Source organism: Vibrio sp. TBV020, assembly GCF_046056895.1.
Lineage (GTDB): Bacteria > Pseudomonadota > Gammaproteobacteria > Enterobacterales > Vibrionaceae > Vibrio.
The window spans coordinates 225,804-239,579 of sequence record NZ_JBEEAQ010000001.1; the positions used below are offsets into that span (position 1 = coordinate 225,804).

Annotated in this window: 11 protein-coding genes; 2 read left to right on the top strand and 9 right to left on the bottom strand. The window is 45.0% G+C overall.

Going from position 1 to position 13,776, the window contains the following annotated elements:
- Nucleotides 1-54 precede the first annotated feature (54 nt).
- The 3 genes from AAFX28_RS00980 to AAFX28_RS00990 form a co-directional block, all read right to left on the bottom strand.
- A complete protein-coding gene (locus tag AAFX28_RS00980) occupies nt 55-1,584 on the bottom strand; it encodes a phospholipase D-like domain-containing protein (RefSeq protein WP_408684810.1) in 1,530 nt (509 codons plus the stop codon).
- Between the two features lie 127 nt (nt 1,585-1,711).
- On the bottom strand, nt 1,712-2,059 hold the full coding sequence (locus AAFX28_RS00985; protein WP_408684812.1) for an ATPase: 348 nt from the start codon (nt 2,057-2,059) through the stop codon (nt 1,712-1,714).
- A 9-nt stretch (nt 2,060-2,068) separates the two neighbouring features.
- Complete coding sequence (locus AAFX28_RS00990; RefSeq protein WP_408684814.1) at nt 2,069-4,090, bottom strand: S8 family serine peptidase; 2,022 nt, start codon at nt 4,088-4,090, stop codon at nt 2,069-2,071.
- 424 nt (nt 4,091-4,514) lie between these two features.
- Here AAFX28_RS00990 and AAFX28_RS00995 point away from each other — a divergent pair, with 424 nt between their 5' ends.
- Nucleotides 4,515-5,765: an SGNH/GDSL hydrolase family protein gene (locus AAFX28_RS00995; protein WP_408684816.1), complete on the top strand. Its 1,251-nt coding sequence runs from the start codon at nt 4,515-4,517 to the stop codon at nt 5,763-5,765.
- Between the two features lie 42 nt (nt 5,766-5,807).
- On the opposite strand, the gene AAFX28_RS01000 is transcribed toward AAFX28_RS00995, so the two are convergent.
- The 6 genes from AAFX28_RS01000 to AAFX28_RS01025 all read right to left on the bottom strand — a co-directional run bounded on the left by AAFX28_RS01000 (nt 5,808) and on the right by AAFX28_RS01025 (nt 12,459).
- Nucleotides 5,808-7,022: an acetyl-CoA C-acetyltransferase gene (locus AAFX28_RS01000; protein ID WP_408684818.1), complete on the bottom strand. Its 1,215-nt coding sequence runs from the start codon at nt 7,020-7,022 to the stop codon at nt 5,808-5,810.
- A 1-nt stretch (nt 7,023) separates the two neighbouring features.
- Entirely contained in the window at nt 7,024-7,758 is a 735-nt protein-coding gene (locus tag AAFX28_RS01005) for a beta-ketoacyl-ACP reductase (RefSeq protein ID WP_408684820.1), read from the bottom strand.
- Nucleotides 7,759-7,823: 65 nt separating this feature from the next.
- Complete coding sequence (locus tag AAFX28_RS01010) at nt 7,824-9,398, bottom strand: acyl CoA:acetate/3-ketoacid CoA transferase (protein ID WP_408684822.1); 1,575 nt, start codon at nt 9,396-9,398, stop codon at nt 7,824-7,826.
- A gap of 117 nt (nt 9,399-9,515) precedes the next feature.
- Nucleotides 9,516-10,448, bottom strand: a complete 933-nt coding sequence (locus tag AAFX28_RS01015) for a LysR family transcriptional regulator (RefSeq protein ID WP_408684824.1) — start codon at nt 10,446-10,448, stop codon at nt 9,516-9,518.
- Nucleotides 10,448-11,077 (bottom strand): response regulator, encoded by a 630-nt coding sequence (locus AAFX28_RS01020; RefSeq protein WP_408684826.1) that lies wholly within the window; start codon nt 11,075-11,077, stop codon nt 10,448-10,450. Before AAFX28_RS01020 ends, AAFX28_RS01015 begins: the two co-directional genes overlap by 1 nt.
- The gene (locus AAFX28_RS01025) at nt 11,074-12,459 is read right to left on the bottom strand and encodes a cache domain-containing protein (protein WP_408684828.1); all 1,386 of its coding nucleotides are present in this window, start codon (nt 12,457-12,459) and stop codon (nt 11,074-11,076) included. The genes AAFX28_RS01020 and AAFX28_RS01025 overlap by 4 nt, the downstream gene beginning before the upstream one ends.
- Nucleotides 12,460-12,671: 212 nt before the next feature.
- On the opposite strand from AAFX28_RS01025, the gene AAFX28_RS01030 reads away from it, so the two are divergent.
- The gene (locus AAFX28_RS01030; RefSeq protein WP_408684830.1) at nt 12,672-13,745 is read left to right on the top strand and encodes a TRAP transporter substrate-binding protein; all 1,074 of its coding nucleotides are present in this window, start codon (nt 12,672-12,674) and stop codon (nt 13,743-13,745) included.
- Nucleotides 13,746-13,776 lie beyond the last annotated feature (31 nt).

Consider the following 13,776-nt stretch of genomic DNA (forward strand, 5'->3'; position numbering starts at 1 on the left):
AGGTCATGCTAATACCTCAAGTTAAGTTGAGGTAAAGTGCTAATTTGTCTATTTTTAAAGATATTTTTCGATTGGTAGTAATTGTAAGAAGCTTGACTGCATTCTTCGCCATTTACCTGTTTCTGGCTCCTTATCCCACTCACGATCACCTGACTGCCAATAGACGTCCCCATCTTTTAGCTCCAATCTCCAGCTATTATCATCAGTCAAAGCTCTTTCCATCTTATCATTGAGCTTCTTGGCAACCTCTTGGTCATTGATGACAAGGATCGATTCAGTGTTCAGGTAAGTTGAGCGCAGGTTAAAATTAAACGAGCCGATAGAAGCGACGCGGTCATCAATCACAAGTGACTTTGTATGAAGTCCATAGGCAACAGACGGAGCACACTTATTGCTATCTTTTGTCGATTCAATACACAGTTTGCTGTCAGGCTTTAATTCATACAGGTCAATACCATGCTCCAGCATCTCTTGCCTACGTCCTGCATACGCGGAATGGTTAGTCACAAGATCGTTAGAAGCCATTGAATTAGTCAACGCCTTAACATCAACACCAGTTTGCTCAAGCTGTTGCCATTCTTCTAACTGGCTGTCGTCAAACACCAAGTAAGCTGATTCCATAACAACGCTATCAGTTGCGGTATCGACTAACTCAGACAAATACTGCGCAGTACGCTTCGGTGTGTCCGTATCACTAACCTCTGAAGGAATAGGATCGTCATAAATATAGTTCGCTTCTACCCAGTCCGCTCCTTCCATGACTTTAGTCAGAAGCTGACTGGAATCTGCTTTATCGGCAGGCAGTTGAGGGTAGCTTGCATAAGTCGGCTTTGTAATTTGATCGGACGTCGGCAGTGAAGTATCGACCTCCCCCCCTAACAACTCAACAGGGTATGCCCACCGACTGGTCCAGTAGTCAACAAACCCAGACTGAATATCCGAGACGACATCACCGCTAACCAGTACATCACGATCTTTGAAATTTATTTCATCAGAAAGGTCGAAGTATTCATCACCAATATTTCGTCCACCAACAATTGAGAACGCCCCATCGACGGTAAATGATTTATTGTGCATACGACGATTTAAACGCGAAAAATCCCCCAAGAAGCTTAACCATTTGGTCACACCTCGCCTAGTTGGGACTGGGTTAAAAACGCGAATCTCGATATTTGGGTGTGCATCCAATGCGGTTAGCAGATCTTCCCTCTCATTCAGATTGATGTCATCCAGCATTACTCGCACTTTGACTCCACGATCCGCAGCAGCGTACAAGCGATTCGCTAGGTATAGTCCTGACACATCTGAGTTCCAAATATAGTACTGAATATCAATGGTATGCTCTGCTAGTTCAACTAAAGCAAGTCTTTGAGACAGTGCGTCCCAGCCACTCTCTTGCAATACAACCGAGTTGGCCTTTGTACCTACGTTATTCGGTTCAGACTTAGCACTGAGTTGAGACAACGTGCTGGTTGTAAAGATCACAGGATCATTCGAATGAACCACTTGTTCAGGCAAAGAGCCACAGCCCGACAAAGATAAAACAGCAAGAGCGATGACAGAGCTACGCTTAAGATTAGGCATTAATTCATTTCCATGTACTTATCTACTAAGTTCAATACTAAACTAAGACCGTTCAAACAGCACATTTCAAATTCGAAAATATCTGATACACAAAGAAAAAGGCGAACACTTAGTTCGCCTTATACTGTTACGGACTCAACAATTTCCTTAATGGCTCCTGTTCGGTGTACTCCACGGCAGGGCTATCATTGAGCGCATTGACACTTTCACTCGCTCCGGTCACCACTAAAACTCGCTCACTTTCGAGCGTTTCGACAATCTCTAAGCCACTAGCCGCTATAAGTTCAAGGACCTGTTGCTCTTTACCTCGCTTGTATTTAACAAAGTAGCGTGCACTTTGCTGCTCTACTTGCTCAGGGCGATTGTCTACGATAGGAAACCCTTGATTGTTTGCTGCTAATGCTTTGCTACTCATCAACCCAATTGCTGGGAAAAGTAGTGCCGACAACAGCGTAAGTATCGTTGTGTTATTCATTGCCACTCCTTACGGAAACATCAATGACCACCGGTTTAAAGTACCTACATCTCTTCTGGCACTATCGACTACTTTTAGTTTCCAAACCCCAAGTGAATCAAAGCCTGAGAAATCCACTTGGTAACTCATCTTGATGTCATTGCTACTGTCACCCAAGTATTCATGAAGCACGACTTGAGCACCTTCAGGTGATGTCAAAGTTACTCTAAGATCGCCGATATACGTATGGCTAATATCAAGCTCTACCTTGACAACGCCTGAATCACCGGAGCGATCAACATCAAGGTCACTGACTACGCCTCTGGCATTGTTGTCAGGAATCGATTCACGCCTTTCATTTACGTAAGAAGCGTTATCTGTTCCGCCTGAGCCATTACAGCCTTGCGCTAGATACTCTTTTGCTGCGCCAGCATTAACTAGACCGAAACCCGTGCGGTTATCGCGCCCTGCAACATCGATGTCAGTGGCAGTTTTGGTCAAAGCATTACGGATTTGGCTAGCCGTACAACTTGGGTAGTAACTCCATACTAAGCCTGCCACACCAGTCACGTGCGGCGTCGCCATTGAAGTACCATTGTAATATTCGTAGTCTTTTCCTAGCTCAGTCGAGACAGTAATCTCTTGCCCAACATGCGCTAATAGCTCTTGGCCAAACTGACGATCAACCGTAACTGAAACAAGACGCGCGGTGTCATTCTGATCCACTAAGAAAGGATTTTGTAGACCCGGCAACTCGGAGTTACTGTATACCACAGCCGCTCTAGCACCTGCATCGTAACACGCTTGTACAGCATCAATTTCAGGATAATTGCCAGAACCTTGATTGCCAATTCGCTCAGCTAAACAAACCTTATTTGTCATATCGTCACAAACAAAGTTGCCATTTGCGATGTCACACATGGACAATACACCAGTGATCGAACCTTCAACAGGTTCGGGAGTGTAACTACCACTTCTTTGTACGAGTCTATTATGTGGTACAACGCCTCGTTCAAACTGACTAACTCCATTAAGATAGATATCAGACAGTTTGCCTTCCCCGACCGTTACCGTAGAAAGAATCGCCACACCCGGCCCTGATATTTCAACCTGATCCGTTGCTTGAGAAAACGCCGCATGATCATTTTGATTATCCGTTGCCGCGACCGACATTACTGAATCATAAGATGCTGGGTAGCTGTGTGCCGTATTACCATCGTTACCTGCTGCAGCAATTAACAACACGCCTTGATCGTAAATGCGCTTAAGTGCGTTTTGCTCTGTAACGCTTGATTGACTGCCACCCAAGCTCATGTTTACCACATTTGCGCCATTGTCTGCGCACGTCTGTATCGCTTTCACTAAGCTTGATGAGTAACCCCAACCCGCTTCGTTGAACACTTTGACAATATGAAGATTAACATTCTGATTTGGCATTACCCCTTTAATGCCTTCAGTATTTGCAATTGCAGCAATCGTACCCGCTACGTGAGTGCCATGCGCGTTATTGGTGCCTGGCGAACTCCAAGAGCCCGTTCCGCTATCGTCAGTACCATCAACTCGATTACCACTTAGGTCGTTATGTGCTAAGTCGTAGCCTGAGTCAATGATACAAACCGTTCGATTGCCCGCATTGGAATCATCAAGCAGCTGCGCATTAACAGCGGTGTAACCCCAAGGAACTGTTTCGCTGAGTAAATAGCGAGGTGGATCGACCTCAATGTATTCAACGTCGCTACGATTGCTGAGTTGTTTCAACTTAGAGTTGTCGATCTCAATGCTGTAGATTGCTTGGTCACCTAACTTTTCGATTTCATTGGCATCGAGTTGCTCCAATACCGACTCTTGCACAATACGCGGGCCAAAAAACTGACTGTTCGCTAATGTGGAAGGTGTTGATGAGTCTTCTTTAAACTTTACGATATATTTAGTCGGTAGATTCGATTCATCGAACCCAGTTAAAGAAGCGTGAGTTGACGTTGATAATGCTAACGCAGCTGCAACCGCAGTCGTCGAAAGCAAGCTTTTCTTTGTATTTAGAATGTGATGCATTTGCCTTATTCCTTTTGAGACAATTTTATTCACTTTATGTTAATTAATAGTCATCCAATCCAAATCTGGATGAGCAGCATAGCTATAATCCAACACACATAAATGCCAATACATTTACGTCCTGAATATTAAAATTTGAACAAAACATCTGCAAAGCAACACTTTCCGTTAACACCAAATTCTTACATTTATCCTTACAAAGCAATCACTTAATAACAATCAACCTGAATCAATACTCATCTAATTTGAGTAAAAATTCTAAATAACTATGTATAACATCATTAACCAAATCTATTGAAAGTCGATCTTCAACCCAAAGCTGAAACTTTGCATATGTGAATATTTGACAATTTAGAGTAATTAGTCAGAAACTGACGTTAGATGAGACCATTTCTCATTTATCGCGAAATATAACGAGACGATTATGAATAGAATAATGATTTTATTGAGTGCTTTGTTGCCACTCACTGCAACCGCATCAGAAACCTCTATCGCTCCAGAAATGGTTAGCTCAGCACAGGTAGCGAGTGCTAGAAGCAATCAAACCTATACGTATGTACGTTGTTGGTACCGAACCAGCTACTCTCTAGACGAGCCAGCAACAGACTGGGAGTGGGCTGAAAACCCAGATGGTAGTTATTTCACTATTGATGGTTATTGGTGGAGTGCCGTCTCTTTCAAAAACATGTTTTATACCAACACGCCACAAAGTGTAATTCAGCAGCGCTGTGAACAAACCTTAGATCTTGCCAACGAAAACGCGGATATTACCTTCTTTGCGGCAGATAACCGTTTCTCCTACAACCATACTATTTGGAGTAATGACCCTGTGATGCAGCCATCTCAGATCAATAAGGTAGTCGCATTTGGTGACAGCCTATCTGACACTGGCAATATCTTTAATGCTTCGCAATGGCGTTTCCCGAATCCAAACAGTTGGTTCTTAGGGCATTTTTCTAACGGGTTTGTCTGGACCGAGTACATTGCTAAAGCCAAAGGGCTTCCTCTTTATAACTGGGCTGTTGGTGGTGCTGCCGGTGAGAACCAATACATCGCCTTAACAGGGGTTGGGGAACAAGTTTCTTCTTACTTAACTTACGCTAAGTTGGCGGAGAACTACCGACCTGAAAACACCCTTTTCACCCTAGAATTCGGATTAAACGATTTTATGAATTACGGTCGAAGTGTTGCAGAAGTGAAGTCCGATTATGCAGAAGCGCTCATTCGCCTAACCGATGCAGGGGCGACTAATTTACTCTTGATGACATTGCCGGATGCAACTCAAGCTCCGCAGTTTAAATATTCGACCCAAGAGGAAATTGATGCGATCAGAGCGAAGATCGTTGAGATGAACGCCTTTATCAAGTCACAAGTTGACTATTATGTCGCTCAAGGCTACACCATTACCTTATACGACACTCATGCTCTATTTGAACAGTTAACTTCTGCACCACAAGAACATGGTTTTGTTAACGCAAGTGAAGCATGTTTAGACATCAACCGCTCGTCTGCGGCTGACTATCTTTACAACCATTCATTACGCTCTGAATGTGCTTATGAAGGTTCTGAGAAGTTCGTATTCTGGGATGTCACTCACCCAACAACGGCGACACACCGCTACGTTGCAGAGAAGATGCTAGAAAGCAGCAATCAACTTTCTAACCATCCTTTCTAACGTCAGCGAATAAAAATAAGGCGAGCTAACTAGCTCGCCTTTTTATTGCTCAACTCGTCTGACAATGATCGCCGTACCCATTCCGCCACCGATACACAAAGAGGCTAAACCTAACTGAGCCTTCGAGCGGATAAGTTCATATATCAAGCTAGTAAGGATTCGTCCTCCAGAGGCCCCTATCGGATGACCTAGCGCAATTGCCCCGCCATTAACGTTGGTTCTGTCAGCAAACCAGCTTTCAGACAATTGATGTTTCTCGGCCAAGCCTTTAATGACACCTAATGCTTGTGCGGCAAAGGCCTCATTGAGCTCTAAACGTTCAATGTCATCCAACATCAACCCGGAACGTTCAAGTGCTTGCCCAACAGCAGGAATCGGACCTAAGCCCATCACATCAGGCTCTACGCCACCTTGCCCTGTCGCTAACACCTCAACTAGAGGCGTTAATTGATATTGCTCTACCGCTTGCTCATTAGCTAAGACTAGCGCCACTGCGCCATCATTTATGCCTGACGCATTACCAGCAGTGACACTACCAGAATGCTCAAAGGCAGGCTTCAACCTCGCCAGTGCTTCAATTGTTGCGTCGGCCCTTGGGTGCTCATCAACCGAAAACTCAGACACACCTTTTCGAGTCTTGATGCTGATTGGCACGATTTCATCCTCAAAGCGCTGCTCCTCAATAGCCACTTGAGCTCTTTGTTGACTTGTTAACGCAAACTGATCTTGCTCCTCGCGGCTAATGTCGTACTGCTTGGCTATGTTCTCTGCGGTGATCCCCATATGAAAATCACCAAACGCATCGGTAAGTCCATCTTTGAGCAGCGAGTCAACCATCGCCATATCGCCTAATTTGTTTCCCTGGCGAGATTTCCCACTCATCACAAACGGCGCATTACTCATGCTTTCCATACCCGCTGCAACCACCAGATTCGCGTCACCAGATTTAATCGCATTGATACCATTGAGTACAGTTTTCATACCACTGCCACAAATCATATTCAGGGTATATGCAGGCACCGAGGCAGGAATACCAGCATGAATGGACGCTTGCCTACCAACTCCTTGACCTTGTCCTGCGCCCAACACGTTGCCCGCGATAACTTCATCAACCCATTCCGGTTGGATATTCGCTTGCTTCAACGCTGCTCTAATTGTTTCTGCCCCCTGTTCGACCGCAGACACTGAACTCAAACTACCAAGGAAAGAACCAATTGCGGTCCGCTTTGCTGCGACAATATATACTTTCTGAGTCATCTTAAAGTACCAATCCACCGTCGATTTTTAGTACTTGGCCAGTAATAAAGCTCGCTTTGTCACTGGCTAAAAACTCAACCCCATTGGTAATGTCTTCCGGTGTGCCCATTCTGCCTAACGGCGTTTTAGCTCTCATTAAGTCGAGCACTTTATCCGGTAGACCCTCAGTCATTGGGGTCGCTACAAAACCCGGAGCCACGCAGTTAGCACGTACCTGAGCACCTTTACGAGCAAACTCTTTAGCCCAGCCTTTAGTCATTGCAATCACACCACCTTTAGTTGCGGCATAGTTACTTTGACCGATATTGCCGTCCGTCCCAACTACTGAAGACATGGTTACGATTGAGCCTGCGTTGTTTTCCATCATGATTGGCGCAACCGCTTGAGTGAGATTAAAGACCCCTTTTAGGTTAACGTTGATCACCGCATCCCATTCATCTTCGGTCATTTTCTCGATAAGGGCATCACGGGTAATACCTGCGTTATTCACCAATACATCGACGCGGCCGTGGTCAGCTTGAATCTGCTCCACCAGCTCAGATACCGCTTGTCGGTCGCAAATGTTCATCACTACTGATGTAACGTTATTAACGGCCTCATAAGCAGCATTTAGTGCTTTTTCATTCATGTCTAGGGCGTATATCTTCAAAGCTCCTTGGTTAGCGAATCGTTCAACAATCGCTTTACCTATTCCTTGGGCTGCACCAGTAACGATGCACACTTTATTCTCAAACATTTTGATATCCTTTTTGTGTATGACTGCTTCACTAAACTGACAAGTTACGAGTACTTGGCGGACACCTAGTCAGTGCCGGCATTAATAGTAAGTTCAAACTCTGGCTGATATATGGCGGTATCCATAAGCTTTAATGACGAGCTAATGACAGGCACAAAGGCCATATGATCCAGCACATCGGTTTGCAGATTGATCCCTGGCGCAATTTCTATCAACTCAAGGCCCTGCTTGATTAAACGAAACACCGCTCGCTCGGTAATGTAGAGTACAGGTGTGCCTTTCATCAGCGCTTGGTTAGCGCTGAAGGTTATTTGTTCGACTTGGCTGATGAATTTGTTTTGCTTACCTTCTGTGACGATCTCTAGCTCACCGTTTTGTACTTCGAGCTTTAAACCTTGTGCGGTAAAGGTGCCACAGAACACCACTTGCTTTGCGTTTTGGGTGATATTGATAAACCCGCCACAACCAGCAATTTTGCTACCAAAACGCGAAACATTGATATCACCTTTCGCATCACACTGAGCCAAGCCGAGAAACGCTTGGTCGACGCCGCCACCGTCATAGAAATCAAACATCTGATCTTGACCAATAATGGCCTGAGGTAAGCGCGAAGCACCAAAATCGAGTCCACTTTGCGGTGTACCACCAATTGCGCCGGGTTCAACCGTTAAGATAAACTTATCTAACACACCTGCCTCACGTGCCACTTCAGCGATGTATTCTGGCGCACCAATACCTAAATTAAGAATCGAGCCCGCTTTGAGTTCCATCGCCGCTCTACGTGCAATTAGGGTTTTGGCATTCAGTGATGTGCACTCTTGTTTACTAGATTTAGTGACAGTGTCACTCGATGCGATACCAACAAACTCAGGGTTCATCACTGTAGCGAAGGTCTGCATGTGTTCTTGAATATCTTCACACTCGACAACGGCATCAACGAAAATACCCGGTATCTTGACCGCGTGTGGGTCTAGCGTGCCACTTTCAACAACCTGTTTAACTTGAACAATCACTCGACCACCATTGTTCTTTGCAGCCTGAGCAGCGGCGAGACTTTCAACCGTCAAGCACTCATCTTCCATAGTAATGTTGCCATCTTGGTCAGCGGTTGTGCCACGCAAGACCGCCACGGTGACAGGTAGCTTGTGGTAAAACAAATGTTCTTCACCCAGCAGATCCACTACTTCTACCCACTCTTTGTCGGTGACAGAATTGATTTTTCCACCTTCAATACGTGGATCGACAAAGGTACCTAAACCGACTTTGCTCAGTGTGCCAAGCTTTCCTGCCGCGGTGTCTCTAAGAAGATGAGAGATAATGCCCTGAGGAAGATTGTAACCTTGGATGAGATTATCATTCGCCAGTTGCTGCAGTTTAGGAACAAGCCCCCAATGACCGCCAATGGCACATTTTACTAACCCTTGATGAGCTAAATGATTGATCGCTCGCCCTTTACCATCACCTTGGCCTGCGGCAAATATCAAGGTTAAGTCACGAGGAGTTTGAGTCTCGCTAAAGCGCTCACCAATCGCACGCTCTATCGCTTCAGGTACTACGCTGCCAATAAATCCACCGAGTAGAATGGCGTCGCCATCATTGATCCAATTTGCTGCCTGCTCTGGCGTTAACTTCGCTACCACTACGCTCTTCCTTGATTGCTTGTTATAACTTCTTAAAGCAGCTTAGACGCAGAGTTACTCAATGATAATTGCATATATGTAGATTCTGAATTTCATAATAGGAACAATTGTGATTATTCAGACTCTCAGTGTTGCCACGCGCTCAACCAAGTACTGCTTGAAGCCACTGCAGCGCTCTGGCATCGGTGAACGAGGACGGTAGAACATATCAACATCAAAACTAGCGCATTGGTAGTTGGCCATAATTTGACAGAGTTCACCAGATTCAAGTGCTGGATTGACTAGTGAATGGGGCAAGTAAGCAACGCCGGCATGCTCTAGCGCTAAATCCAATAACATTTCACTGTTATCGCATTCGAGCGTGTCTTGAATGATGACGATCTCAGACTCCCCTTGGTATTCAAAACACCAACGATTACCACTGAGCAAAGTTTTCGCATAAAGGCAACGATGTTGTTTGAGCTGCTCTGGGTTAACGGGCTCGCCGTACTGTTTGATGTACTCCGGTGACGCACATAAATAGAGCGTTTCACGCAACAGGCGTTTTCTAACTAACAAGGAATCGATATCACGTTCGCCTTCATAACTGGCACTGGCTCGAAAGGCAAAGTCGATGGTTAGCGGGTCAAACTCTCCCGCTTCAATAAAGATGCGAAAGTTCACCTTCGGGTGCTTTTGCATATATTCAGCGACAATCTTAGTTAGATACTGACGTGCAAATAGCGGCGTCGATGAGATTCGGATTTCGCCTTGTTGCTCTTCTGCTAAGTTTTGTACTTCTTCACATAGACTATTGATGTCTGGCAACAGAGGCGAAAATCGATCATAAAGTAACTGGCCAGCTTGAGTTGCAACTAATTGGCGTGTGCTGCGTTTGATCAGTTCGACTGACAGAGCGTCTTCTAATTCTTTTACCCAGCGGCTTCCGGCAGCTGGTGATAGTCCTTGCTGGATTGAGGCTTCTCGAAATGATCCACTTCTCACCACCGCGCAAAAAAAGACGATTTTGTCGAGAATGGGTTGTCGGCTAGAAAGAAGATTCTTAGACATTAAGTCACCAACCCCTTTTGTAACGCTAACTTAACCAGCGCTGCAGTCGACGTAGCACCAAGTTTCTTCTTGATTCTTAAGCGATGAGTTTCAACAGTACGCACACTGATATGCAGCGAATCTGCGATTTCTTTATTGCATGCGCCGTTTGCTATCGCTTTTAGTACATCAGACTCCCGCTTGGACAAGGTGTCATCTTTCTCTTCTGGCGCTTCATTTATCTGCTCAAGCAAACGATCGGAAGCTTGTGGGCATAAATAAGAACGACCTTGTGCGACTTGGTTAATCGCCATAACGAGTTCTTCTGAGCCAACATCTTTTAACACATAGCCTTTCGCACCTGCTTTAACCGAGCGAACCACATAATCACGACTGTCATGCATAGATAACATAATCACCGAGGTGGCAGAGTTGGTTTTTGCTAACTGTTCTAACACTTCAATTCCATTAAGTTTGGGCATGTTGATGTCGAGTAGCAGTACATCGGGTTTTAAATTCAATGTCGCTTCTAAGGCCTCAGTGCCTGTACCAACACACCCAACAATATCTAAGTTATCTTCCCGCTCCAATCGCGACTTAAGCCCGTCTTGCATCAGGCGGTGGTCATCCGCCAATATCAATCTAATCATACAAACTCCATGTTTAAGCTCACGCGTACTTCCGTTCCTTCACCCTGCTCACTGGTGACGGTAAACTTTCCGCCTATCGCTTGAATCCGTTCTTTCATATTTTGTAACCCCATATGCTCAAAATGGGCGCCACTGTTGTTCTTCAATTTCAACTGCTTGGCAGGAATACCAATACCATCATCGCTAATGGTTAAGATCAGCATTTGTCCTTCACGCTGCATAATCACATCCACGCCTTGTGCATTGGCATGTTTTTCCACGTTGTGCAGTGCTTCTTGCACCACCCGATAAAGCGTTGTTTCAACTTGCGGCAAAAACTCGAGCCCTTCTATATCATGCTCAAATACGAGCTCCATTTGAACGCGATCTCTCAATTCATTGATATAGGTTTCAATACCTGCGACCAAACCCAAATCATCCAGTTGCGGAGGTCGTAAATCACGCGAGATCCGGCGAACCTCAACAATGGCATGTTCCATCGCGTTCTTGCTCGCATCGAGCTCAAACCGCTTCTTCTCTTCATCTTGTTCTTTGGTGACATTGTCTAAACGGTACTTGGCCGCAACCAATAGTTGGTTAACACCATCATGCAACTCTCTTGAGACTCGGCGACGTTCGTTCTCTTGTGAATCTATGATCTGTTGATTCAACACACTAAGTTGCTGGTTAGCCAAACGCCTAACATTAAGGTTGAGTGAAGCACCAAGCCCTGCAATCACGGTCACCGCGACAAACATCAGTCCAAACAATGCTGTACTGGTTTTACCAATATTCTGATCAAAGCCACTTTCCATATGCTCTACTTGACGCTCAATATCATCAAGATAGACACCCGTACCCACCATCCATTGCCATTTATCTAATGAGATAGCGTAACTCAGCTTAGGTAGCGGTTCTTTTTTAGAGGGCTTATGCCAAAGGTAATCAACAAATCCGCCACCTTCTCTACCCGCATGGATTAGTTCTTGGAGTAGTTTCTTACCTTGAACGTCTTCTACATGCCACCAGTTCTTTCCTATGCGATCTTTTTGATATGGCAACACTAGGGCATCACCTTCCCATGTATAGGCAAAGAAATATCCATCGCTGCCATACGTGAGCTGGCTCAATTTTTCGATAACAATTTGCTTCGCAAGCGCAGGGGTTAGGGATTCATCTGAGTAGTAAGGCTCGATACTTTTGACTGCCATTTCTACGTACTGCTTCAATTCTTGCTTTTTCACCGCCAGCACATTGTTTCTTGTCAGTGCAACTTGCTCTTCAACTAATTGTTTTGCCTGACTAAATAGAATATTCGCAACAATTGAGACCACAATAATAAGTGGCACGATCGACAACAATATAATGTTTACTGTCAGTCGTCGGTTGCTTACAAATCCCATATTCCCATCCATGCGAGTACGTAGTTTTACTGAAAGATCGTGCGGAAAATTGCCTTTTCTACGGATAAAATTTGCGCAATTTTGCCAATAGAGCGCAATAAATCTCCTCTCTACACTTAGCCACAAATGTAACATCGCATTAACACAAATAAATACGCGGCGTTCACATTTACCAAGATCGACATGGAACATCGTCAAACAAGGAGAACACCATGAACTTTAAGAAAGCTGCCATTGCCTCTGCACTTGCTATCGCTGCTGCGGGTCTATCAGTTTCAGCTCATGCCGCTGACAAGAAAATATTACTTAAGACCCCTATCGCTTTCGGTAGTCACTTGCCTGCTCTAGGTACACCTATTCAATGGTACGCCGACCACATCACCAAAACTTCTGGTGGTACTATCAAAATGAAAATCTATGAGCCGGGTAAGCTGGTTAGCCCAGCCGAGATCCTTGATGCGGTATCAACAGGTAAAGTGAACTCCGGTTATTCAACGGCTGGTTACTGGCAAGGTAAATTGCCTGCGTCTGCTCTTTTCTCAGCAGTTCCATTTGGACCAGAAGCCGGGGAATACATGGCGTGGTTGTTCTTTGGTAATGGTTTGAAACTGTACCAACAAATGTATGACGAAGGTGGCTACAACGTAAAAGTTGTTCCTTGTGCGATCATTTCGCCTGAAACTTCTGGTTGGTTCCGTAAGCCAATCGAAAAGCCTGAAGATCTTAAAGGTCTCAACATGCGTTTCTTTGGCCTTGGCGCATCTGTTATGGAAAAACTGGGCGTAGGTACAGTTCAGTTGCCAGGCGGTGAAATCTTTGGTGCATTGGAGAAAGGCGCGATTGATGCGTCTGAGTTCTCTCAACCTGCTATCGATCAGCGTCTAGGCTTCCACAAAGTAGCCAAATACAACTACTTCCCTGGTTGGCATCAACAATCAACTGTCTTTGAGCTGCTAATCAACAAAGATACTTGGGGCAAAATGAGTGATGCTCAGCAAGCCGCAGTAGAAACCACTTGTATGGCGACTATGACTTACTCGATTGCTGAAGGTGAAGCATTGCAATACTCAGCGATGGAAAAAGCCAAAGAAAATGGTGTTGAGATCCGTTACTGGAACGATGAAATGCTAAGCCTGTTCGAAAATACGTGGCTTGAAGTCGTAGAAGAGAAGAAGACAGAAGACCCATTCTTCAACAAAGTGTGGGATGACTTAAGCCAGTTCCGTAAAGGTTATGCGCTTTGGTCAGCAAATGGATTCTTACCGCGTCAAACACAAAATCAATAATCCCGTGTGAATTGGACCTGTTGGCCGGCAG

Excerpts from the sequence above, each read along its gene's own strand:
- AAFX28_RS00980 (WP_408684810.1), bottom strand. The coding sequence starts at position 1,584 with ATGCCTAATCTTAAGCGTAGCTCTGTCATCGCTCTTGCTGTTTTATCT.
- AAFX28_RS00985 (WP_408684812.1), bottom strand. The coding sequence starts at position 2,059 with ATGAATAACACAACGATACTTACGCTGTTGTCGGCACTACTTTTCCCA.
- AAFX28_RS00990 (WP_408684814.1), bottom strand. The coding sequence starts at position 4,090 with ATGCATCACATTCTAAATACAAAGAAAAGCTTGCTTTCGACGACTGCG.
- AAFX28_RS00995 (WP_408684816.1), top strand. The coding sequence starts at position 4,515 with ATGAATAGAATAATGATTTTATTGAGTGCTTTGTTGCCACTCACTGCA.
- AAFX28_RS01000 (WP_408684818.1), bottom strand. The coding sequence starts at position 7,022 with ATGACTCAGAAAGTATATATTGTCGCAGCAAAGCGGACCGCAATTGGT.
- AAFX28_RS01005 (WP_408684820.1), bottom strand. The coding sequence starts at position 7,758 with ATGTTTGAGAATAAAGTGTGCATCGTTACTGGTGCAGCCCAAGGAATA.
- AAFX28_RS01015 (WP_408684824.1), bottom strand. The coding sequence starts at position 10,448 with ATGTCTAAGAATCTTCTTTCTAGCCGACAACCCATTCTCGACAAAATC.
- AAFX28_RS01020 (WP_408684826.1), bottom strand. The coding sequence starts at position 11,077 with ATGATTAGATTGATATTGGCGGATGACCACCGCCTGATGCAAGACGGG.
- AAFX28_RS01025 (WP_408684828.1), bottom strand. The coding sequence starts at position 12,459 with ATGGGATTTGTAAGCAACCGACGACTGACAGTAAACATTATATTGTTG.
- AAFX28_RS01030 (WP_408684830.1), top strand. The coding sequence starts at position 12,672 with ATGAACTTTAAGAAAGCTGCCATTGCCTCTGCACTTGCTATCGCTGCT.